Source organism: Burkholderia sp. 3C (assembly GCF_054589155.1).
In genome coordinates, this window is sequence record NZ_BAAILN010000107.1 from 102,618 (window position 1) to 123,801 (window position 21,184).

Genomic DNA, 21,184 nt, shown 5'->3' on the forward strand with positions numbered 1-21,184 from the left:
GGATGGCCCTCGGCCTCACGGGCCTCGCGGGTGCGTTCGGCAGCAGTCCTGCCGATGCGGCCTGCATCAGCAATCCGCGCGCGCAATCGAACGCCTCGTTTCCCGCTTCGCTGACCGGCAAGCTGGTGTATCACAGCTATGTCGATTACGGAGACGGCACCAGCCAGCTCTACCTGTACGACTTTTCCGCCCACACGCTGACCCGCCTGAGCCAGCCGTCGTGGGGGATCTCCGACCCGATGAACGCGGCATTCAGCCCCGACGGCAAGTGGCTGACGTTCATGGGCGTCGCGAACAACGCCTGGAACGTGTTCATGCTCGCGCTCGGCGGCAACGCCGCGCCGATCAACATGACCAACAGCACCGGCGCCACGCGCAACGAGGACCCGAAGTTCAGCGCCGACGGCAAATCGATCGTGTTCAAGCAGAACGGCGACGTGAAGCTGGCCACGCTGTCGTACACCAGCACCGGCCCGGTGTTCACGTCGGTGGCGAGCCTGACCAACGTGCCGGCCGGCTCGGAATACTCGATGCCGTTTCTCGCGCCCGATGCCAGCGCCGTGTATTACGCCAGCGGCACCGGCGCGAAGATGGGCCTGATGAAGCGCATGCTCGGCACCGGCGTGACCAGCACCTACGATCATCCGGCCGGCCTGCAGACCTACTACCCGATCGCGCGCGCGGACGGCACGGTGTTCTATACGCGCTGGAAGAACAAGGGGCAACTCGATCAGATCTACGCGAAGACGCCGGACCCGGCCTCCACGCCCGATCAGTTGGCGCTGAACGATTGCATCAGCAACAACTCCGATCCGGCGCCGGTGAGCGGCACGAACTATTTGTTCTTCTCGTCGACCACGGCAGGCGGCTATCAGCTCTATCTGGGCGACACCGTCACCGGCCGGCGCTGGAGCCTGACGCCGTTCGGCGTCAATGCCGACACGAGCCGCGCCAAGCTCGGGCCGAGCTACTTCGGCGGCAACGCGACGAGCCAGACCTCGCTGATGCTGCGCCGTCGTCTGCATCGGGCGTAAGCCAGACCTGGCTGATGCCGCACCGTCGCGTGCATCGGGCGTAAGCCAGACCTCGCTGATGCCGCGCCGTCGCGTGCATCGGGCGTAAGCCAGACCTCGCTGATGCCGCACCGTCGCGTGCATCGGGCGTAAGCCAGACCTGGCTGATGCCGCACCGTCGCGTGCATCGGGCGTAAGCCGGGCATCCCTTCAGCGGGCGTTCGCGTCCGCATCCACGAGGCACGCGCCGGAATCCGCTTCCGGCGCGTGCCTCGTTGCTTTTTCCCTGAAGCATTTCGCGCCCCGCTACGGGCCGCATCGATCCGATTCGGCCGGCGGCACGGCCTGGCGCGTATCGAAATCGGCTTCGCGCAAACCCAACGGCGACAGCGACACCATATGCAGCGACGCCGGGCCGTTCGCGATGCCGGTCACGCCCGTGTTGCCCCATGCGAACGGCGCGGGCATCAGCCCGTGCAGCGCGATCGAGTCGCCGGTCAGCGCGAGCGCCATCAGCCGGCCGTCGCGTGTGGGCACGTAGGCGTTCGCGCCATCGACCACGACGCCGGCCTCGCGCACCGACGCCGGCAGACACGCCAGCCGCGCCGTGACCTGCCCGGCCTCGTCGATCAGCATGACGGTGGTGCGGCCGTCCGCCAGCGTGGCCTCCAGCACGAAGCGCCCGACGGCGGGCACCCATTCGGCGGCATAGGTGTAGTACTGCACGCGCAGCGCGTCGAGCGAACCGGGCACGCGCACGAACTTGCCGGTGGCCGGGTCGAGCAGCGCGTAGCGCAGGCGTGCGATGGTGTCGCCGGGGATGAATTTCTGCCAGACCAGCAACGCGCGCGACGGCGAGCCGGCGATCATCGGCCACCATTCGCGGCCGTGCGGCATGACCTCGACGCGCCGCAACAGCGTGCCCGCGCCGTCGTACACCTTCGCGGCCACGCCGTCGCCGGAGCCGAGGTTGTCGATGCCGCCGCCCTGCACCCAGCCTTCCGAATAGAACACCACGAAGCGGCGGCCGACAGCGGCCACGTGGCCCGAATGGCCGCCCGATTCCACCTCGCTCGGGTAAGACACGATCGGCGTGAGGTCGTCGCGATACACGCCGAAGCGCTGGCTCACGTTGCGCGGCGCGTTCCAGCCGTCCTCGAACGTGACGAACAGGCGGCCGTCGGTGTTTTGCGCGACGGACACCGGCTCCTGCGCCTCGGGGCGGCCGATGAACCGATGCACGCCGGCCAGCGCCGCCTGCCCCGGCGCCCATCGGCCGACGTAGACGTCGTGCGGCCAGCTTCCGTCGGCGTTAGCGCCGCGCGGCGGCAACCCGGAGCTGCTGAAGAACACCCAGTGGCTTCCATGACCGGCGCTCACCGTGGCTATGCCGTGCATGAAACGCCGCTCGTCGCCGAAGCCGGGCGCGGGCACCGCCACCACGGCCCCGGCCGGCGCGCGGTGAGCATCGATCGGTTCGGTGGTGGCGGTGGTGGCAACCACGGCACTGGCCGGCAAGCGGTGAGCATGGAGCGGTTCAGCCGTGGCGACATCGGTGGCCACGGCACTGGTCGGTACACGACGAGCGTCGAGCGGTTCGGCCGTGGCGACGTCAGCAGCCACGGCACTGGCCGGTACACGATGAGCGCCGAGCGGTTCGGCAGCGGCAACGTCGGCAGCCACGGCCGGGCGCGCCAGCGCGCTCAACACGAGCGCCGCGCCGAGGCAGGCGCGCAGCATGCCTACCCCGCGGGCACGCCCGGCCGCACGGCGATACGCGGCGTTCCTGTTTTCCATCACCCGGCTCACTCGCGCGGCGTGCCCATCTTGTACGCGACCCGCGCGCGATAGGCCGGCTCCGCAGAGGCCGGCACCTTCGCGTCGTCGTCATCGCTCGACGCCACGGGGATCGGCTGCGGGCGCAGCGCCGCGATCATGCCGCTCGCATCGTGCGAGGCCACGAACACGCGCGCTTCCGGGTCCCAGTCGCGCGACGCCGTGTCGGCGAACAGCGCGGGCTGCGCCACCGTCACGCGCGGCTTGCGCCGCAGCAGGCGCTGCATGCGCGATTTCGACGTGAACGGATGCGCGACGTGTGCGAGGATCATCCAGGTCGTCAATGCCGCGCCCATCGTGCCGATGATCGCCACGTAGGAAATCAGTTCGGGCCACGAAAGATCGCCCTGATCGAACGGCAGCAGATAGCGGTAGGCATACAGCGTGATGACGGCCCACATGGTGCCGACGCAGGCCGGCCGCACCAGACGAAACCACGCAACCAGCACCACGCCGCGCATGACGCCCCAATCGGCGATGATCTTGCGGGGCGCGCGCAGCGAAAGGTCGATGACGGGCGAATCAGTCATGTTGAATACCTCGGTCGGGGCTGGTCCAGATCGCGCGCTTGCCGCGGCGTCCGAGGACGACCGCGGGCAAGGCCACGACCGTCGTGACCATGTTGATGAGCCAGAAGGCAATCGGATACCAGACGGAATCCATCAGATAGAGCATCAGCTTTTCGTCGTAGCGCCGGTCGATCAGGCAGCCGACGAAGATCTGCAACACGCAGGTCGCCACCAGCAACATGCCGTGCCAGCGCGGGATCAGCGACACCTGCCAGTCGGGCGGCAACGGGTGGATCGTGTTGATCAGCGCCAGCACCAGCATCAGCGACATCGAATAGGCCCACGCGATGCCGAGCAGATATTCGATGAAGATCGGCCACATCATCAGTTGCGAGCGGTGCAGCAGGCGCGGCGCGTACTTGAGCAGCACCTGCACGCCGCCCTTGGCCCAGCGCAGCCGCTGGCGGTACAGGCCGCGCAGCGTCTCGGGCATCAGAATCCAGCTGATCGCGTGCGGCTCGTAGGCCACGCGCCAATCGTTGCATTGCAGCTTCCAGCTGATGTCGATGTCCTCGGTCAGCATGTCCGAGCTCCAGTAGCCGACATCCGCCAGCGCGCTCTTGCGGAACATGGTGCTGACGCCCGACACCGTGAAGATGCGCCCGTACACCTGCTGCGTGCGCTTGATCAGGCCGATGATCGACGAGAACTCGCCCACCTGCATGCGCCCGAGCAGCGAGGTGCGGGTGCGGATGCGCGGGTTGCCCGTCACCGCGCCCACGCTCGGATCGGCGATGAAGTGCTCCAGCATCCAGCTGATCGCATCCTTGTCGAGCAGCGAATCGCCGTCGATGCACATCAGGAACGGCGCGTCGGTCACCACCGTGGCGGTGGTCAGTCCGATCGCCTTGCCCTCGTTCTTCGCGTGATGCACGACCGTCAGGCGCGGGATCTCGGCGGCCAGTTGGTTGAGCACCTCGCCGGTGCGGTCGCGGCTGCCGTCGTTGACGGCGATGATCTCGTAGTTCGGATAGTCGAGCGCCGCCAGATGGCTGAACACGCGGCGCGCGTTGGCCTCCTCGTTGTAGCACGGCACGATCACCGCCACCTTCGGCATCCCGGCTCGCGCGAGCGCTTCCGGCGAGCGCTCGCGGCCCTGTTCGAGCACGAAGAAATGCACGGTCCCGCCGATCATCCACAGGTAGGACATGAAGAACGGGTAGAAGAAGATGAAATCCTGGAGCCGGTTGATGACGAGATGGATCATTTCGCTCCCGGGGCCTTGGCACTGCTGAGCAACGCGTTGATCGAGGTCGGATCGAGCCGCGCGCGCACCGACATCACGTCGCGCAGCGCGAGCGCCTCGGGCTGGTCGTGCGCGAAATCGTCGGGGTAGTAGCCGTAGCTGACCATGCCGGCCTCGCGCAGATGCGCCATCTGTTCGGCCAGCCGCTTGCCCGGCACGCGCGCGCCGCTGCGCGAATCGACCGCCTCCAGCATGAACACCGTGCGGCGCGGGCCGTCCGTCACCTGTTTCACGGTGCCGCCGAGCTTGCCGAGCCACGCATCGACCGAGCCGATGCCCTGCCGCGACGGCATCGCCAGCAGGCCGACGAAATCGTAATCGCCGAGGAATGCCGCGTAATCCTGCGCGTAGCGGCCGCCGGCCTGCGGATCGAGCAGTACATCCGGGAAGATCGCGCGCACCGTCAGCACCTCGCCGCTGTTCTGACTGTCGAACACGATCTGCTGCAATTCCTGCGTGAACTCGATCAAGTGGCGCGTCTTCAGTTCGCCCCAGCGCCGCGCCAGCGCGGGATCGGCGCGGATCTGCCCGACCTCGCGCGGCAGACCCCAGCGCACATAGGTATCGCCCGCGTGGCGGCCCGCATCCTCGGCGTCGCCGAGCATCGCGTCCTCGCCGAACAGCACGCCGGAAAACGCCGCATAGCGGCCGAGATCCTCGTACATCTCGCGCACGAACGCGCGCGCGGCCGGATCGAACGGGCTCAGGCGACGCACGCCCGACGCGCCAGGCGGCGGGCTGCCGCCGTCGGCCGCGCTCACGAACTCGACGCGCCCGGCCAGCCTGGCCGGCACCGCGAACGACAGCACCGGCAGCCACGCATACACCGACACCCGCGCCCGCGTGCTCAATTGCCAGGCCGCGCGGCTGAACAGATCCGCGCGCACCGGCAGGTGCCGGTTCGGGAAATACACCGCCTCGGCCAGCCCCGAGCGCGACGGGTCGGAAAACGCCTGCAGATACACCGAACTCGGGCGCAGCCGGAAGATCCGCTCGATCAGGTCGCCGAGCTTCTTCTCCTGCCGTTCGGGCGACGGGTCGTACACATCGTCGAGCGACACCACCACCGCCCGCTCCACCGGATTGACGCGGCCGCGGTTCTGCCACGGCTCGCGCATCGAGCGCTCCAGGCCGCCCACATCGATGTCGTAGGTGGCGAGAATCCGGCGCATGCGGTCGAGCGGCACGTCGCGCGTGTTCGGGCCGGATTCCAGCGTGAACTGGGTCTGCATGCCGAGCTCGGCCGACACCGTGCGCACCGTCAGGTTCTGCGCGCCGTACGGCCAGACCATCGAGCGGATCGTGAAGCCGGTATGCGCCTTGACCTGGCGAATGCAGCGGCCGAGATCGGTGCGCACGCGCGTTTCGAACTCCTGATCGGTTTCGTAGCGCTGTTGATCGCGCAGATACAGATGCGAGGTGGCCGCCGGCAGTTCGTTGCCCTGGGGATTGGCGATCGCGCCGTGATGCAGATCGTGCGTATGGCAGGCCAGTTCCACGAGGCCCGAAGCGGCCACGTCCTTGACCTCGTCCCACGACATGAACGTGTCGCGCGGCACCACCAGCGTGTCGGACAGGCGCACGCCGGTATCGGCCGGGGTATCCACCCACGACGTGACGATCGCCATCACCGCCGGGTAGTTGAACTGCTTGAGCAGCGGCAGCACCTTCTCGTGATGGCTGCGAAAGCCGTCGTCGAACGTCAGCAGCACGGCGCGCGCCGGCAGCGGCTTGCCGCCGCTGCGCGCGGCCAGCACCGCGCCGAGGCTGACCGGGTGATAGCCGTTCGCATCGATCCAGGAAAAGATCGAGGTCAGCGTGCCGGTATCCACCGCGTACGGGTCGGTCACGTTGTTGGTGGCGAACTCTTCCTGCAGGTTGTCGCGAATGTCGTGAAAGCACAGCGTGCGGAACGTCAGGCCGTCGGCCACATCCGCCGGCGGCAGCAGGTCGATCAGGCGCGCCGGGGCGAGCCTCGGAAACAGCGTGCAGCCGGCCAGCGCCCCGATGCAACTGCAAATGAACCGTCGTCTGGATTCCATCGTTATCGTTCTCCGTTCGAGACAGGCGCTCAGAAAGGCACCGTGAGCGAGCCGTAAGCCGTCGCCGACAATTCCCGCGAGCCGTCGTACGCATGACTGAGCAAGCCGAGGCCGTAGGTGAGCGCGACGTTGTGGCTGAAGCTCCAGACGTGCTCGATGCGCGCGCCCAGCTCGGGGCTGGTGCCGAAGCCGCGCTCGTTGTACGCGCCGGCGGTCAGGTAGATGCGCTGTTGCAGGCCCTTCTCGCCGCTGCGCCACAGCGACCACTGATGCATCGCCACCAGTTCGGCCGTGTAGTCGCGCCCCGGAGCGTAGTAGTTCGCGTTGGCGATGGTGTTGCTGCCGGTGCCGAGGTTCATCGTCAGGTTGACGAACTGGTTGGCCGCGGTGAACACGCGCTGCGTGCCGCTCAGGGTGATCTCCTGGTTGAAGTTCGAATCGCTGTAGCGCGCGGCGGAATACGTGAGCGAGGCGGAGCGGCGGTCGGTATCGGTGAAGTTGAAGCTGAACTGCGCGGTCTTGCCCCACAGGTGATCGAGATAGGCCTTCCACGGCAGCGCGTTCGAATCGGTGTCCACCGATGCGCTCGCCGACAGGTAATCGTTGAATGCGTAGTTGACCTCGCCGTTCGCGCCCATCCGGCCGTCCGCGCCGAGCGAGCGCGTGGCCTCGCCGGTAATCGACAGCCCGCCGTTGCGGTAATCGCCGCCGATGCCGGTGCGCGTGCGGCTGATATTGCCGATATCGGTGTTCGCGTGGCCGTAGTAGGTGTGGCCGAACACGCGCCAGTTGTCGAGGATCGGCGGCGAATACAGCATCGTGTCGATGCTGAACTCGTTGTCGGCCAGCTCCGAATTGCCGTGCTCGCCGTTCACTTCGATCGACAGCACCGGCGCGCGATACGCGGCGTAATCGCGCTTGAACGCGCGCACCGCCCCGCTCTCGGGAAAGGTCGTGCCGAACGTGTCGTCGATCTGGTGCGCGCGGCGGTAATCGCCGAGCGCCAGCGACGCGCGGCCCAGGCCGGCCATCGTCTCCACGTCGTCGGGGTGATCGGTCAGCGTGCCGGCGTAGGTGTCGCGCGCGCGTCGCGTCTGCGAATTGCCGAGCATCGCGTCGGCTTGCGCATCGCGCACCTCGGCGCTGAACGGCACCTGCTCCTCGAGGCGTTGCAGGCCGGCCATGCCGGTGCTCGTCTGGCCCATGTAGATGCGGCTTTGCGCGAGCAGCCGGTAATAGCGCAGGTAGTCGTCGTTGGCCGGGTCCCACTGGTTGATCTTCGCGGCGGACGGCAACGCGCGCCGCATGTCTTCCAGCACCTGTTGCGCCTGCACGTAATGGTTCTGATCGGTCAGCGCGTAGAACAGGTCCTCGCGCAAATCGATCAGGCGCGTGTGCGCGCCGTATTGATAGCCGAGCGTGGCCGCATCGGGCGCGGGCGCGGTGAACTGCGCGATGGCGCGGCGGTAGGCCCACTCGGCCTTGTCGGGCCGTTGCAGATAGGCATAGGCGTCGCCCACCGCCGCCAGCGCGTCGATCGACACGTCGCTGCCGGGCGGAATCGTCTCGAACACCGCCACCGTATCCTTCATGCGCCCGTGTGCGGCATAGGCCACGGCGCGGTCGCCGGCCAGCGACGCGCGAATCGGCGCGTAGTCGGGCGTGGCAGGCAGGCGCTGGTCGAACGCCTCGGCCTCGCGGATCGCGCGGTCGAGCGCATCGAAGCGGTCGGCGCTGGTCATCTCGCGCACCTTGGCGCGGCCGCCGCGTACTTCCTGGCGGATGCTCAGTTCCTCGATGCGCGCGAGATCGACCGGCGAGAACACGTCGGGCCGCGCCCGGGCCAGCACGAGCGCACGCACCGCGCCGCCACCCGTGGCCAGCGTCAGCACCTGCTTGCGCAGGTTCTCGTCGGGCGATGCCGAGGTTTCGGACGATTCGGACAATTTCGCCACGGCTTCCGGCACCGATTGCGAGGGCGGCGGAGGCGGTTCCGGCGTGGGGGCGGGGCTCGGTGCGAGCGTGCTGCCGGCCGCGAGCGTCGGGCCGGGCGCACCGTCTTCCGGCATCGGCACGGCGTGGACCACGGGCGGCATGCCGTTGCCGACGGTGCCGAGGTTGGCCCCGGCAGTCGGCGCTTGCGGCTCCGCCTTGCGATGCGGTGGTTCCTGCACCGGCGCGCTGCCCGGCATTGGCCGGCCGGCCGGCACGGGGCTGGCCGGATCGTCCGGCATCTCGACCATGAAAACCACCGGCCCGGAAGGCGGCGCTTCCTGCGCGCACGCTTCCCCACTATCCAACGTCGCATAGGCCGACAACAGCACCATCGGCACGACCGTCGCGGGCGCACAGGCACCCAGCGGCCACCGGCGAGGCGGCACGCGCAAACGCTTGAACTCGATCATCGATACGATTTCCCTTTAAAGCGTTCCGTCGGTAAAACAGGCACGCGATCGGTGAAAATGACCTATTGCCGCCAAACGGCGAATCAGGTCATTGCGTTGAAATTTGACAAAATCTCAACATCTTCACGAATCAAGGAAAATCACGGCAGGCAACAAGGGGCGACCGGCATCGACCATGCTTTTTTGCGGGATTTGATATATCGAGTTTGTCGTCATATAAAGTCAGCCTGGTTTTTATCAGTCCACACCCTTACGCTTTCATCGCGATTGGCGAATCATCCCCGCCGATTCGAACGAATCGCGATAGCCAGATAATGGCGAACGCCAAGGGAGCCGGCCGTCGCACAAGGAGCGCAAAGGCCGGACAGGAAGCGCCGACGCGGCGCGTCATCGACTTCTGGAACGTCGATGGTGAGACGGCTCCGCTTTGATGAAAGCGGCCGCCAATAGCGGCAAATCGTCAAACCAGCTTTAAAGATTCTGTTTTAAAGCATATTCAAGCGACCATGCCACTACCGATACGAGAAAGCATTCTAATCGGCGGGATTGAAACGATTCCCGAAACGTTTCATCTCGTTACTCCCGTTACAATCAGAATCGATTACTGATTGATGTCGGTTTTATCGGTCATTAATTCTTATTCGAGGTTCAAATTAGAAATATTTACTGAGTCGCCTATGATGTTTGCATTTCATTCTTCTCGTCCGTATCCTGATTGCTCTTTAACGACGGAGAAGCCAATGGCGGCATTCATCACGAGAATTAATTGGGTGCGTGCAAGCCAGTGGTGTCTTGCCACCACCTTGGCGGCATCCGTCCTGCCGGCCGGTGCGCAGATCGCCCATCCGGTAGGCGAAGGCGCGCAACCGGCCACGATCACGCCGCCCCCGGCCGTGGCGGCCGCAACGCCGCCGGCAGCCCCGTCGACGCCCGCCCCGACAAGCGCCAAGACACCCCGGCCGATGCTCTATTACGTCTGCGGCAACGCCGACATCGACAAGCAGGTGCATGCGCCCGATCCGCAGCATCCGTTCAATCTCGGCGTGAGCTTCGCCGCCTCCAACACGGCTTCGCCGCCGTCCGACGTGGCCGTCAAGGTGCGCCGCCATGGCCGCGTGCTGATGGATTTCGTCGCGGCCGGGCCGAATTGCCGCTTCTCGCTGCCCGATGCGGAATACCGCGTCGAGGCCACCTACCAGGGCGCGATGAAGTTCGACATCGTCAAGACCGGCGACCTCGACGCACGCATCACCTGGTAACGCACCGGCTTCGCGCCGTTCGACCCGAGCAGGGACACCCCACGAGGAGGCAAGACAACCATGAGCACATCCGATCAACCGAGCATCTCGCTTGTCAGCGCGCCGCGCATCGGCTGGACCGTCGCGTTGAGTCTGGTGTTCTATCTGATCGCCTTGAGCGCGGGGCTGCGCTACAACCCGACGCACGCCTTCTGGCATTCTTCGGAGACCGAAGCGCCGGCTACGTCGGATGGCGAGCCGATCATCGGCACGGTCAGCGCGACGCCGCCGATCCTGGTGGGCGATGCACCGGCGGGGCTGTTGCTGACGCAGGCGCTCGATTGCGCGCAGGCCCGGCAATGGGAATGCATGGGCCGGGCCAGCGAGGCCGCGCGAGCGCTGCAAGGCGATGCGGCGTTGGCGCAGGTTTCGGCCACGCCGCCGGTGATGAGCACCGCTGCGGCGGCCACGCTGGCCGCCGCGCCCGCCGTGGCGTTGGCAGCAGCACGCCCGCACGCGGCGGCGCGTGCGGCAGTGCGCGGCTGGAAGGTGTCGACGCGGCTTCACGCCGCGCCGCGCCGCCCGATCCAGCGCGTCGCCTATCGCGTGCCGGCGCGCCCGCCCGCTCCCGATCCGTTCTTCGCGAACCTGTATCGACACTGAGGCCGACGGGATCGGCGGCGTGCTGCACGCTCAGGCCGCGCCGGTCATGCCCGGTTCGTTCCAACCGCCTCAGGCCGCCTTCGCCGCCACCTTCGGCAACCACGCCTTCACCAGCGACACCCACCACGCCATCCCCGGCTTCAGCAGCGCATCGTTGAAATCGTAATTGGGGTTGTGCAGCGGAATCGCGCAACCGCACTGGCCGTGCTCCGAGCCGTCGCCGTTGCCGATGAACACGTAGCAGCCGGGCCGGTGCTGCATGTAGAACGCGAAATCCTCGGACGGCATCTGCGGCGCCACCTCGGCATCCACGCTCGCCGCGCCGAACACCGATTCGAGCACGCCGGCCGCGAAGGCCGTCTCGTCGCGATGATTGACGAGCGCCGGATACATGCGTTCGAACGTGAAATCGAGCCGCATCTCGTAGGCCGAGGCGATGCCCCGCGCCAGCTCGCGCATGCGCTGCTCGATACGGTCGAGCACCTCGGGCTTGAACGCGCGCACCGTGCCGCTCAAGGTCGCGTGCCCCGGGATCACGTTGATCGCGCTGCCGGCATGGATCTCCGTGACGGAGAGCACCGCCGCCTCGTTCGGATCGATGTTGCGCGCGACCACGCTCTGCCACGCCTGCACCAGCGCCGTGGCGGCCACCACCGGGTCTGCCGCGCGATGCGGCTGCGCGGCGTGCGCGCCGGCGCCGGTCAATTCGACGGCGAACGTGTTGCTCGACGCCATGATCGGGCCGGGCCGCAGCGCGAAGCTGCCGGCCGCGATGCCTGGCCAGTTGTGCGCGCCGAACACGGCATCCATCGGGCAGCGCTCGAACAGGCCGTCCTCGATCATCAGGCGCGCGCCGGCGCCGCCCTCCTCGGCCGGCTGGAAAATGAAATTGACGGTGCCGTCGAAATCGCGCTGCTCGGCCAGGTAGCGCGCCGCGCCGAGCAACATGGCGGTGTGGCCGTCGTGGCCGCACGCGTGCATCTTGCCGGGATGGCGCGAGGCATGGGCGAAGCGGTTCAGCTCGTGGATCGGCAGCGCGTCCATGTCGGCGCGCAGGCCGATCGAGCGGGCGCCACGCCCGCAGCGCAGCACGCCCACCAGGCCGTGGCCGCCGATGCCGCGCTCCACGTCGATGCCCCAGCTCGTCAGCAGCCGCGCGACGTAGTCGGCGGTGTGCTCCTCCTCGTGGCGCAGTTCGGGGTGGGCGTGCAGATGTCGTCGGATACGAATCAGGTCGGGTTCGATGGCGCCGAGGCGCGGGTCGTTCAGGAAGGTCATTCGGTCAGGGCGCCGTGCGCCGGTTGTTCGGAATTCGAGCCGGCGCGCGCGGACAGCGCAACCGGAATGCAACTGACGAGCGCGGCGGCGGCCAGGTAGTAGCCCACCACCAGCTTGTCGCCGGTTGCGTTGATCAGGGTGGTGACGATCAGCGGCGTCAGGCCGCCGAACAGCGTCACGCCGGTGGCGTACGACAGGCCCACGCCGGTGGCGCGGAACCGCACCGGAAACACGCCGGCCAGCACGTTCGAGGCGCACGCCGCGTAGCAGGCCAGCAGCAGCGCAATGACGGATTGCACGGCCATCAGCGAGAGGCGATCCGGGTGTCGGGACAGGAACAGGAACATCGGATACGCGCCCAGCGCCGTGAGCAGCGCGCCGAACAGCATCGGGCGGCGCACGCCGATCCGGTCCGACAGCAGGCCCACCAGCGGGCACGCGACGACCATCGTGACGCCGTACGCCAGTTGCCCGAGGTAGCTGTCGAACAGGCTCATGTGCAGCTCGCGCACCGAGTAGGTGGTGAAGTAGTTCGACACGTAGGTCGCGATGGTCCAGAACACCATGATCGCGACGCCGCCGATCAGCCGCCAGCGGTATTGCACGAGTTGCGGCACGAGCGGCTCGGCGCGCTGCCGGCTGGCGCGTTCGAACGCCGGCGTTTCCGGAATCGAGCGGCGCACGTACCAGCCCACCGGCCCGATCAGCACGCCGAACACGAACGCAAGACGCCACGCGCCCGCGTTGATCTGCGCATCGCTGAACAGGTGCGTGAGCGCCATGCCCACCAGCCCGGCGAGCATCACGCCGCCGCCCTGCGACATCTGCTGGAACGACGAGGCGAAGCCGCGCCGCTGCTGCGGCGCGTTCTCGATCAGCAACGCGACCGAGCCGCCGATCTCGCCGCCGGCCGAAAAGCCTTGCAGCAGGCGTCCGCACACCACGATCACCGGTGCGGCCACGCCGATCGACGCATACGACGGGCAGACCGCCAGCACCAGCGTGCTGGCCGCCATCAGCACCAGCGTCAGGCTCAACGCGCGGCGGCGGCCGGCGCGGTCCGCATAGCGGCCCAGCACCAGCGCGCCGAACGGGCGCGCGGCGAAACCCACCGCGAACGTCATGAACGTCAGCAGCAGCGAACTGAATTCGGACTGCGTAGCGAAGAAGGTGCGCGAGATCGGCACCGCGAAAATGCCGTAGGCAATGAAGTCGTAGATTTCGAGCAGATTGCCGACCGAGGCGGCCGCAAAGGTCCTGCGTTCGGAGGACGCGGCTGGGTCGTGGAGTGCACCGGAGCGGTTCATGGGAGCGGTTCTGTCGATGTTGGAATAGGCCTCAATCTACCGTCCGCCCCCCTCGCCGCCGCCATACTATTCAAAAATAGCGGGGATACCCGAAAGGCATACCCCAAGGGAAAACGCCGATCCGGCAAGGGTTTTCGACCCGCCGCGCGCGGCGTGTCGCGGGTCGCTCCCGGCTGGCCGGAATGCTTTTGGCATGCAAGACTCCAGGCACGTCTTCACGCACTTCGATTCCCGCATTTCACATGGATATCCGACACGTTCGTTACTTTCTCGCGGTGGCCGATTCGGGCAGCGTGGCGGCCGCCGCGCGGCAGTTGCACATCGTGCAGCCGGCCTTGAGCCGGCAGATCCGCGATCTGGAGGAGGAATTGGGCGCGCCGCTGTTTTCGCGCAGCGCGCGCGGCGTCGAGCTGACGGCGGCGGGCGAACAATTCGCGCTGGATGCGAGAAAGCTGCTGATCGATTTTCAGTCGGCGCGGCAACGCGCGCTGCGCGTCGCGCAAGGCAGCGCGGGCGCGCTGCGGCTCGGGCTGTCGCCCGCCTATAGCTGGCACCCGGCAATACTCTCGCAGTTCAACCGGTTTCGCGAGGCGCAACCGGCCATCTCGCTGCGGGTGGAACCGATGCTGTCGTCCCTGCAACTGACGGCGCTGGCCAATGGCGAACTCGACGGCGGCTTTCTCGGCTGGCGCGATGTGCGCGACACGCGCTTCGACGCGATCACCGTGTTCGATTGCGGGCTGCGCATCGCCGTGCCGAAGCGGGGCGGCATCACGATGGAGGTGCCCGAACGGCTGTCCGATCTCGCGCAACTGCCGTGCGTCTGGTTCGATCGCGACACCTCGCCCGCCTACTACGACTTCCTGATCCGTCAATGCCAGCTTGCCGGGTTCTCGCCGAACATCGTGCAGGTCGGCGGCGACACCACCATGATTCTCGGGCTGGTGGCCGCCGGGTTCGGCTATTCGATCGTGCCGGACAGCGCGCTGCATTGCTGCCCGTCGTCCACGGCGTTGATCGCGCACCCTGAGCTGACGCTGACCTACCCGGTCGAGTTCGTGTGGAAGCGCGATCAACTGAACGGGCCGCTCGCGCGCTTCATCCGCGACATGGAACCGCGCGTGCCGTTCGACCCGTATGCGACATGGGCCGGCGAAACGCCGCAGCAGGCAGACGTGCCGGCCTGAGAGGCGACGCCCGGCGGCCCGCGATCAGAACTTCTGGCGGATCGCGAGATGCACGGCGGCCTGATGGTCGGTGGATGAGGCGCTCAGGCTCGTGAGCGCCGCCACGGCGTCCTTGCCCGTCGAATCGTGGCCCGACGCCTTCTGGTACACGGCCGAGAAATACACGTCGGTCCGCTTCGACAGTGCGTAGTCCGCACCGATCTCGCCCTGGTAGTAACGCGCGCCGGCATTGCTCGCGCCGTTGGCCAGCGTCACCGCATTGCTGCGCGTGTAGTCGAAGCCGGAGGCCAGCAGCAGCGCCGGCGTCAGTTGATAGCGCAGGCTCAGTTCCGCGTTGTCGAAGGTGGCGCTGCCGCCCGCGCGGAAGCCGGTGGCGCCGTTGCCGCCGAGGTTAAGGAAGCGCACGTTCGAGTAGGTCGCGCCGAGCGTGGCCGCGCCGATCGCATAGGTGCCGCCGAGCGCGATCACCTGGTACGAATTGGCGGACGCGTAGCCGGAATAGATCGGATTGCTGACGACGGCCGGCGTCGCGGCCGATGTGCTGTTGCCGAACAGGCCGCCCAGGTTCGACGGCGTGCGCGCGTTGAGGTAGCCGATGCCCAACGTGACCGACCCGCCCGCGTAGCCCGCGCCGAGCGACCAGATCTGGTTCTGCGACACGCTGCCCGCCACGCCGCCGACGCTGTAGGTGCCGCCCCACGTGAAGCCGCCGTAGCGCGGGCCGACGTACTTGACCGTGTTGTTGGTGCGATACGAGTTGTTGAAGTTGTCGATGTCGCCCGCATGCGCCGCGATCGTGCCGCCCCATGCATCGGCCACGCTCAGGATGCCGACGTAATCGACCACCGAATCGTATTGCCGCCCCAGCGTGACGCGCCCGAAGCGCTCGCTGGCCAGCCCGACGAACGCCTGTCGGCCGAACATCAGGCCGCCCTGCCCGAGCTTGCCGCTGTTCACGTCGAAGCCGTTCTCCAGCGTGAATACCGCCTTCAACCCGCCGCCCAGGTTCTCCTCGCCGCGCAGGCCGAACCGGCTGCCCTGCAGCATCCCCGACGACAGGTTGTACAGCGAATGGCCGCCCGCGTTCGACGTGTAGTTGATGCCTTCGTCGATGATTCCGTACAAGGTCACGCTGCCCTGCGCATGCGCGGCTTCCGTCATCGCGCCCAGCACCGCGATGGTGATCAACAGCTTCTTCATGCTCCAATCCCCTTGATCGATTTCGCATAGAACTACTGATTAGTTTTTCCTGACGATTTCAGGCAAGGGGATGGTAGTGGCGATCAAAAATCGCGGGTATTACCTAAAAACTGGGTGCGCTATGCCTCGCGGGCATAGCACGGCATGACGGCTTCACGTCATCCGGAACACCTCCGGCGCGTGGTTCAACTCCGCTGTCTGATCGTCGAGCGCACTCGACGGCGAACAGCTTCGGCGTATGCGTGGAAACATGGGCGCGCCGAGCGCCCCGTTGACGGCATGCATCTGCCCGCCTGCCTCAGCCGGCCACTGCCGCGAGCCGCTGCGCCGCCTTCTCGACGGCGGCCACGCGAATCGCGCGACGCACCGCCGTGGCCTGCAACGCCCGCTCGACGATCGCGCGCGGCGCGACGAACGGCGTGCCGGCCTGGAATGGCGGCTCCGGGTCGTATTCGATCTGCAACTGGATCTGCTGGGCGACGTCCTCGCCGGCCACTTCGGCGGCCACGCGCAGGGCCATGTCGATGCCGGCCGTGACGCCGCCCGACGTGTAAATATTGCCGTCGATCGTCAGGCGTTCGTCGCTGGGGATCGCGCCGAACCGGTTCAACAGGTCGCGCGCCTGCCAGTGGCCGCCTGAACGGCGGCCGTTCAGCAGGCCGGCCGCGCCGAGCAGCAGCGAGCCGGTGCAGATGCCGAAGATGTATTTCGCGGCGAGCGCGCGTTCGCGCACGAAGCCGACGATCTGCGGGTCGAGCATCGCCTCGTCCGTGCCGGGGCCGCCCGGCACGACGAACAGGTCGTAGGCGGACGCGCCGGCGAAATCGGCGTCGGGCTGGATCACCAGGCCCTTGTCGGTGCGCACCGGCGCGCGACTCGGCGCGACGATTTCCACGCGCCAGCCGGGCAGCCGGCCGAGCACTTCGAGCGGGCCGGTCAGGTCCAGTTGCGTCATGTCCGAGAACAGCAGCAGGCCGGCGGTTTGGGTTTGGGGGGCAAGTTCGAGCGATGGGGTCATGGAATCCTCCGAGTGGTGACGCCATTGAATCAGCCCGCGTACTGGCAAAAAAGACAGAAAACGCGTATTTTTTGCCAATGCCTGCCCTTGCCTCCCCGCCCCCTCGCCGGATCGTGATCTTCGTGTTCGACGGCGCCCAGCCGATCGACGTGTCCGGCCCGCTCCAGACCTTCGACACCGCCAGCGAAGAGGCGATGGTCGAGCGTTACCGGTGCAGCGTGGTGTCCGAGAATGGCGGCCCGCGCCGGCTGCAAGGCGGCATGACGGTGCTGACCGAGCCGCCGCCCGACGGGCGCTTCGACACGCTCGTGATCCCGGGCGGCCCGGGCGTGCATGCGGCGCGCAAGTCGCCCGAGATCGTGCGGCAAGTCAGGGCGCTGGCCGAGCGCGCCGAGCGGGTGTGTTCGGTCTGCACCGGCGCGTTCCTGCTGGCCGAGGCCGGGCTGCTCGCGGGGCGCAAGGCGGCCACCCACTGGCGCTCGTGCGCGGCGCTGGCGCGGGAATTCCCGTCGGTGGAGGTGCAGCCCGATCCGATCTGGGTGCGCGACGGCCGGGTCTGGACCTCGGCCGGCGTGACCGCCGGCATCGATCTCGCGCTGGCGATGGTCGAGGCGGATTTCGGCAACGCGCTGGCGGCGCTCGCCGCGCGGCGGCTGGTGGTGTACATGCGGCGCTCGGGCGGGCAGGCGCAATTCAGCACGCCGCTGGCGCTGCAAACCGCCGACGGCTTCGGCACGCTGTTCGACTGGCTCGGCAAGAACCTGCACCGGCCGCTGAAGGTGACCGACCTGGCCGACGAGGCCGGCATGTCGCCGCGCACCTTCATCCGCCATTTCACCGAGAAGATCGGCATGCCGCCCGGCAAGGCGCTGCAAGGCCTGCGCCTCGAACGCGCGCAATCGCTGCTGACCTCCACCACGTATTCGCTGTCGGAAGTGGCGCGGCGCACCGGCTTCGGCCGCGAGGAGCGCCTGCGCAACGCGTTCGTCCGGCAGTTCGCGATCGGGCCGACGCAATGGCGGCAGCGCTTCAGCGAGAAGCATGAGGCGTCGTAGTCGTAAGCAGCGCGAAGCAAATGCATGGGCTTCGTGGCGGTGCGTCACACCCCCGGCGACAACCCGCCATCGATCCGCAGGTTCACCCCCGTGATGTAGCCCGCGAGCGGGCTGGCAAGAAACGCCACGGCGTCGGCGATCTCGTCGAGCCGCCCGACCCGCCCCATCGGCACCTGCGCGAAGCTCGGCAGCACGGCCCGCTCGACCGCCTCCCACGCGCCGTCGCGCTCGGCCAGCCCGCGCTCGGCGGCCACCTCGCGAAACCGCGCATCGAGCGCGGCGCTGTGGATCGTGCCCGGCGAGACGGCATTGACCGTCACGCCGTCGGCCGCCACGGCCTTCGCCATCGACGAGGTCAGTGCATTGATCGCGGCCTTGCTGGCCGAGTAGTCGGGCGCGCTGGGCGGCGGAATCGTCGCGGCCAGGCTCGAAATATTGATCACGCGCCCCCAGCAGGCCGCGCGCATGGCGGGCAGCAGCCGCGTGGCGACGCGCACCGCGGCCAGCACGTTGCGGTCGTAGGCCGACGCCCACGCGCCGGCCTGCGTCGTGTTCCAATCGTCGCGCGAGCCGCCCGAGCCGCCCGCGTTATTGATCAGGATATCGATGCGTCCGGCGCGGGCCTGCGCATCGTCGACCAGCCGCCGCACCGCGTGGTCGTCCGTCAGGTCGCCCGTCACGAACGCGGCCCGGCCGCCCTGCCCGGCGATCTCGCCGGCCACGCGCGCGGCCAGCCCGGCATCGCGGCCATGCACCACCACGAACGCGCCTTCCCGCGCGAGCGTCCTGGCCAGCGCCTCGCCGATGCCCTTGCTGCTTCCCGTCACCAGCGCCGTCTTGCCGTGCAATTGCAAATCCATCGCCTATCCCTCACGCTTCGTCTACGAAGACGCCACGATAGGGAGCACGAGTGAACGAAACAAGTACGCACTTTTCGGTGCCCATGGCCCCCATCTCGCCCGAAGCGCGCGAGGCCTGCCTCGGCCCGGACGGCTCGGTCGCGCATGTCGCGCGCGTGATCCGCATGATCCACGGGCGCTGGAAGCTGCCGATCCTGTTCCGGCTCTACGCCGATCCGGCGCTGCGCACCTTGCAGTTGAAACGCGACCTGCCCGGCATCTCGCAGAAGATGCTGACCCAGCACCTTCGCGAGTTGGCGGCCGACGGCCTGATCGAGCGCATCGATTTCGGCGAGAAGCCGTTGCGCGTCGAATATCAGTTGACGGAGCGGGGCCGGCAGTTGCTGCCGGTGCTCATTGCCGCGCGGCAGTTCTCGGCGCGCCATCCGGCGTGAGCACGGCATGGCGGATTCACCGCTCAAGCCTTCGCGAACTTGCGAATCGCATCCTCGGTCACGGGCGTGAACAGGTTGACGAGATTACCGTCCGGATCCCGAAACAATACCGAGCGGTTGCCCCACGGCTGCGTGACCGGCGCCTGCACGATGTCGGCGAGATGCGGTTCGAGCCGCGCGAACGCGGCGTCGACGTCGTCCACGCGAAACTCGACGATCATCGCGCGGTTGCTGCCGGGCGTGGCCGCGCCCGCGCCGAACAGGTCCATGGTGCGCTTGCTGCCGACCGCCAGCGTGCACGACGGCGACGCCAGTTCGGCGAAATCGTCGGTGTACCAGGTGGCCGTGAGGCCGAGCGTTTCGTAGAAGCCGACCAGCCGGCGAATGTCGTCGGTGATGATGCGGGTGGAGACGAAGTCCATGGGGTTTCCTCCTGAAGTCGATGTGTCGGCGCATGCTACGAGGAGGCTGCTGACACCGTGCTGTCAGCAGCACGGCAACCGGGCAACGCACGCTTCATTCGCGCCGGTTGAATTCAGAACTTCGCGCACGGCAATGACACGCGGCGCGGGCCGGCCCATCATGCGATGCGACTTCGCCACGCCACCGCCCGCCATGCCCAAGCTCATCGCCCTGCTTCTCCACCGACTTCGCCCCCTGCTCGCCCTGTGCCTTGCCTCCGCGCTGCTCGCCTCGACGGCGGGATGCCACGCGCAGGCCGAACCCGATGCGGCCGGCCAGATGTCGATGAAGCCGTCCGTCACGTACCTGTTCCTGCTGCGCCGCACGCCGTTCTTCACGGCGCTGTCGACCGAGCAGTTGCAATGGGTGATCGCGCATTCGAAGGAATGGCAGGTGCGGGAAGGGTCCGTCATCGATGCGTGCCGCGCCGGCGGCAGCGAAAACGCTTCGGACGACTGGATACTGCTCGACGGCGGCTGGGCAGTCGAGCACGACGGCCGGGCCGAACGCGCCGGGCGCGGCGAGGCGGGGCAATGGTTCAACCGGACGGTGGCGAACGGCGCACGCTGCCGGCTCGTGGCGACCGAATCCGGCTACGTCATGAAGATCGCGCATGCGGACCTGCAAAACATGCTGGCGCGCGGTTTCGACTTCGATGCGCCGTTGGCGGCCGGACGCGCCTATTACCGGACGATGTTCGGCAACGGGCGCGTGAACGAGGCGCAGTGAATCAGTGAATCCGCCGTGAATCGACCGGCCCCGCCCGCGTTCAGGCGAGGCTGTCGATCAGCGCCGCATTGAACGCCTTCAGGTCGTCCGGCTTGCGGCTCGAAATCAGCGAGCCGTCGCGTACCACCGGTTCATCCACCCAGGTGCCGCCCGCGTTGCGGATGTCGTCCTGCAGGCTCGGCCAACTCGTCATCCTGCGTCCGCCGACCACGCCGGCCGACACCAGCAGCCAGCCGCCGTGGCAGATCACGGCGATCGGCTTGTCGGCCCGGGTGGCCTCGGTCACGAAGCGGCGCGCGTCGTCCACCATGCGGATCGCGTCGCCGTTGACGACGCCGCCCGGCAACACCACCGCGTCGTAATCGGCCGCGCTCGCCTCGTCGAACGTGCGGTCCACCTTGACGCGCGCGCCCTTGTCGACGTGCCGGAAACCCTGGATCTCGCCGTGCTGCGTCGAAATCACGTGCACCTGCGCGCCTTCGGCCGCCAGCGCGCGCTGCGGCTCGGTCAGTTCGACTTCCTCGAATCCGTCCACCGCGAGGATCGCGATCTTGCGTTGGTCGAGTGCGTTTGCCATGACGTGCTCCTGTTCTCGTTTGCGGCTCCGTATCGGCCGTCACGACATATCGAGCAACGACGGTG

The 21,184-nt window shown here is 67.6% G+C and carries 18 protein-coding genes and 1 pseudogene; 7 read left to right on the plus strand and 12 right to left on the minus strand.

All coding sequences use genetic code 11. The features are described from left to right. Positions 1-2 precede the first annotated feature (2 nt). Positions 3-1,019, plus strand: a pseudogene (locus ACYP33_RS21170) (TolB family protein); the annotation flags it as partial. Between the two features lie 300 nt (positions 1,020-1,319). Here the strand turns inward: ACYP33_RS21170 and ACYP33_RS21175 are convergent. The 5 genes from ACYP33_RS21175 to ACYP33_RS21195 are packed head-to-tail and all read right to left on the minus strand — an operon-like array spanning position 1,320 to position 9,111. Continuing rightward, positions 1,320-2,810 carry a hypothetical protein gene (locus ACYP33_RS21175; protein ID WP_459623792.1) on the minus strand — a complete coding sequence of 497 codons (1,491 nt, stop codon included), beginning with the start codon at positions 2,808-2,810 and terminating at the stop codon, positions 1,320-1,322. A gap of 8 nt (positions 2,811-2,818) precedes the next feature. Continuing rightward, the gene (locus ACYP33_RS21180) at positions 2,819-3,379 is read right to left on the minus strand and encodes a Biofilm PGA synthesis auxiliary protein PgaD (protein WP_414449687.1); all 561 of its coding nucleotides are present in this window, start codon (positions 3,377-3,379) and stop codon (positions 2,819-2,821) included. Continuing rightward, entirely contained in the window at positions 3,372-4,625 is a 1,254-nt protein-coding gene (pgaC, locus tag ACYP33_RS21185; protein WP_414449688.1) for a poly-beta-1,6-N-acetyl-D-glucosamine synthase, read from the minus strand. The genes ACYP33_RS21180 and pgaC overlap by 8 nt, the downstream gene beginning before the upstream one ends. Continuing rightward, positions 4,622-6,706, minus strand: coding sequence for a poly-beta-1,6-N-acetyl-D-glucosamine N-deacetylase PgaB (gene pgaB / locus ACYP33_RS21190; RefSeq protein WP_459623793.1), 2,085 nt, complete (start codon positions 6,704-6,706; stop codon positions 4,622-4,624). Before pgaB ends, pgaC begins: the two co-directional genes overlap by 4 nt. Positions 6,707-6,735: 29 nt before the next feature. Next, entirely contained in the window at positions 6,736-9,111 is a 2,376-nt protein-coding gene (locus ACYP33_RS21195; RefSeq protein WP_459623794.1) for a PgaA family protein, read from the minus strand. 740 nt (positions 9,112-9,851) lie between these two features. On the opposite strand from ACYP33_RS21195, the gene ACYP33_RS21200 reads away from it, so the two are divergent. Then, positions 9,852-10,370 carry a hypothetical protein gene (locus tag ACYP33_RS21200; RefSeq protein ID WP_459623795.1) on the plus strand — a complete coding sequence of 173 codons (519 nt, stop codon included), beginning with the start codon at positions 9,852-9,854 and terminating at the stop codon, positions 10,368-10,370. Between the two features lie 60 nt (positions 10,371-10,430). Further along, complete coding sequence (locus ACYP33_RS21205) at positions 10,431-11,012, plus strand: hypothetical protein (protein ID WP_459623796.1); 582 nt, start codon at positions 10,431-10,433, stop codon at positions 11,010-11,012. A gap of 69 nt (positions 11,013-11,081) precedes the next feature. Here ACYP33_RS21205 and ACYP33_RS21210 read toward each other — a convergent pair whose 3' ends face one another. Continuing rightward, a complete protein-coding gene (locus ACYP33_RS21210; RefSeq protein ID WP_459623797.1) occupies positions 11,082-12,290 on the minus strand; it encodes a M20 aminoacylase family protein in 1,209 nt (402 codons plus the stop codon). Beyond that, positions 12,287-13,597 carry an MFS transporter gene (locus tag ACYP33_RS21215; protein ID WP_414449694.1) on the minus strand — a complete coding sequence of 437 codons (1,311 nt, stop codon included), beginning with the start codon at positions 13,595-13,597 and terminating at the stop codon, positions 12,287-12,289. The genes ACYP33_RS21210 and ACYP33_RS21215 overlap by 4 nt, the downstream gene beginning before the upstream one ends. A gap of 242 nt (positions 13,598-13,839) precedes the next feature. Here ACYP33_RS21215 and ACYP33_RS21220 point away from each other — a divergent pair, with 242 nt between their 5' ends. Next, complete coding sequence (locus ACYP33_RS21220) at positions 13,840-14,784, plus strand: LysR family transcriptional regulator (RefSeq protein ID WP_414449695.1); 945 nt, start codon at positions 13,840-13,842, stop codon at positions 14,782-14,784. A gap of 24 nt (positions 14,785-14,808) precedes the next feature. Here the strand turns inward: ACYP33_RS21220 and ACYP33_RS21225 are convergent, their stop codons facing one another. Then, positions 14,809-15,984, minus strand: a complete 1,176-nt coding sequence (locus ACYP33_RS21225; RefSeq protein ID WP_459623798.1) for a porin — start codon at positions 15,982-15,984, stop codon at positions 14,809-14,811. A 298-nt stretch (positions 15,985-16,282) separates the two neighbouring features. Further along, positions 16,283-17,002, minus strand: a complete 720-nt coding sequence (locus ACYP33_RS21230) for a DJ-1/PfpI family protein (RefSeq protein ID WP_459623799.1) — start codon at positions 17,000-17,002, stop codon at positions 16,283-16,285. 77 nt (positions 17,003-17,079) lie between these two features. Here ACYP33_RS21230 and ACYP33_RS21235 point away from each other — a divergent pair, with 77 nt between their 5' ends. Further along, positions 17,080-18,057, plus strand: coding sequence for a GlxA family transcriptional regulator (locus tag ACYP33_RS21235; protein ID WP_459623800.1), 978 nt, complete (start codon positions 17,080-17,082; stop codon positions 18,055-18,057). Positions 18,058-18,101: 44 nt separating this feature from the next. On the opposite strand, the gene ACYP33_RS21240 is transcribed toward ACYP33_RS21235, so the two are convergent. Further along, the gene (locus ACYP33_RS21240) at positions 18,102-18,917 is read right to left on the minus strand and encodes an SDR family NAD(P)-dependent oxidoreductase (protein ID WP_459623801.1); all 816 of its coding nucleotides are present in this window, start codon (positions 18,915-18,917) and stop codon (positions 18,102-18,104) included. A gap of 83 nt (positions 18,918-19,000) precedes the next feature. Here ACYP33_RS21240 and ACYP33_RS21245 point away from each other — a divergent pair, with 83 nt between their 5' ends. Further along, positions 19,001-19,351, plus strand: a complete 351-nt coding sequence (locus ACYP33_RS21245) for a winged helix-turn-helix transcriptional regulator (RefSeq protein WP_414445566.1) — start codon at positions 19,001-19,003, stop codon at positions 19,349-19,351. 23 nt (positions 19,352-19,374) lie between these two features. On the opposite strand, the gene ACYP33_RS21250 is transcribed toward ACYP33_RS21245, so the two are convergent. After that, positions 19,375-19,773, minus strand: a complete 399-nt coding sequence (locus ACYP33_RS21250; protein WP_459623802.1) for a VOC family protein — start codon at positions 19,771-19,773, stop codon at positions 19,375-19,377. Between ACYP33_RS21250 and ACYP33_RS21255 the strand changes: the two genes are divergently transcribed. Further along, complete coding sequence (locus ACYP33_RS21255; RefSeq protein WP_459623803.1) at positions 19,772-20,542, plus strand: hypothetical protein; 771 nt, start codon at positions 19,772-19,774, stop codon at positions 20,540-20,542. The genes ACYP33_RS21250 and ACYP33_RS21255 overlap by 2 nt on opposite strands. Positions 20,543-20,582: 40 nt before the next feature. Here ACYP33_RS21255 and ACYP33_RS21260 read toward each other — a convergent pair whose 3' ends face one another. After that, the gene (locus tag ACYP33_RS21260) at positions 20,583-21,119 is read right to left on the minus strand and encodes a type 1 glutamine amidotransferase domain-containing protein (protein WP_414449703.1); all 537 of its coding nucleotides are present in this window, start codon (positions 21,117-21,119) and stop codon (positions 20,583-20,585) included. Positions 21,120-21,184: the final 65 nt, after the last annotated feature.

What these genes read in the sequence shown, in the direction of transcription:
- ACYP33_RS21175 (WP_459623792.1), bottom strand. Translation starts at nt 2,810, where the DNA reads ATGGAAAACAGGAACGCCGCGTATCGCCGTGCGGCCGGGCGTGCCCGC.
- ACYP33_RS21180 (WP_414449687.1), bottom strand. Translation starts at nt 3,379, where the DNA reads ATGACTGATTCGCCCGTCATCGACCTTTCGCTGCGCGCGCCCCGCAAG.
- pgaC (WP_414449688.1), bottom strand. Translation starts at nt 4,625, where the DNA reads ATGATCCATCTCGTCATCAACCGGCTCCAGGATTTCATCTTCTTCTAC.
- pgaB (WP_459623793.1), bottom strand. Translation starts at nt 6,706, where the DNA reads ATGGAATCCAGACGACGGTTCATTTGCAGTTGCATCGGGGCGCTGGCC.
- ACYP33_RS21195 (WP_459623794.1), bottom strand. Translation starts at nt 9,111, where the DNA reads ATGATCGAGTTCAAGCGTTTGCGCGTGCCGCCTCGCCGGTGGCCGCTG.
- ACYP33_RS21200 (WP_459623795.1), top strand. Translation starts at nt 9,852, where the DNA reads ATGGCGGCATTCATCACGAGAATTAATTGGGTGCGTGCAAGCCAGTGG.
- ACYP33_RS21205 (WP_459623796.1), top strand. Translation starts at nt 10,431, where the DNA reads ATGAGCACATCCGATCAACCGAGCATCTCGCTTGTCAGCGCGCCGCGC.
- ACYP33_RS21210 (WP_459623797.1), bottom strand. Translation starts at nt 12,290, where the DNA reads ATGACCTTCCTGAACGACCCGCGCCTCGGCGCCATCGAACCCGACCTG.
- ACYP33_RS21215 (WP_414449694.1), bottom strand. Translation starts at nt 13,597, where the DNA reads ATGAACCGCTCCGGTGCACTCCACGACCCAGCCGCGTCCTCCGAACGC.
- ACYP33_RS21220 (WP_414449695.1), top strand. Translation starts at nt 13,840, where the DNA reads ATGGATATCCGACACGTTCGTTACTTTCTCGCGGTGGCCGATTCGGGC.
- ACYP33_RS21225 (WP_459623798.1), bottom strand. Translation starts at nt 15,984, where the DNA reads ATGAAGAAGCTGTTGATCACCATCGCGGTGCTGGGCGCGATGACGGAA.
- ACYP33_RS21230 (WP_459623799.1), bottom strand. Translation starts at nt 17,002, where the DNA reads ATGACCCCATCGCTCGAACTTGCCCCCCAAACCCAAACCGCCGGCCTG.
- ACYP33_RS21235 (WP_459623800.1), top strand. Translation starts at nt 17,080, where the DNA reads ATGCCTGCCCTTGCCTCCCCGCCCCCTCGCCGGATCGTGATCTTCGTG.
- ACYP33_RS21240 (WP_459623801.1), bottom strand. Translation starts at nt 18,917, where the DNA reads ATGGATTTGCAATTGCACGGCAAGACGGCGCTGGTGACGGGAAGCAGC.
- ACYP33_RS21245 (WP_414445566.1), top strand. Translation starts at nt 19,001, where the DNA reads ATGGCCCCCATCTCGCCCGAAGCGCGCGAGGCCTGCCTCGGCCCGGAC.
- ACYP33_RS21255 (WP_459623803.1), top strand. Translation starts at nt 19,772, where the DNA reads ATGGGGTTTCCTCCTGAAGTCGATGTGTCGGCGCATGCTACGAGGAGG.
- ACYP33_RS21250 (WP_459623802.1), bottom strand. Translation starts at nt 19,773, where the DNA reads ATGGACTTCGTCTCCACCCGCATCATCACCGACGACATTCGCCGGCTG.
- ACYP33_RS21260 (WP_414449703.1), bottom strand. Translation starts at nt 21,119, where the DNA reads ATGGCAAACGCACTCGACCAACGCAAGATCGCGATCCTCGCGGTGGAC.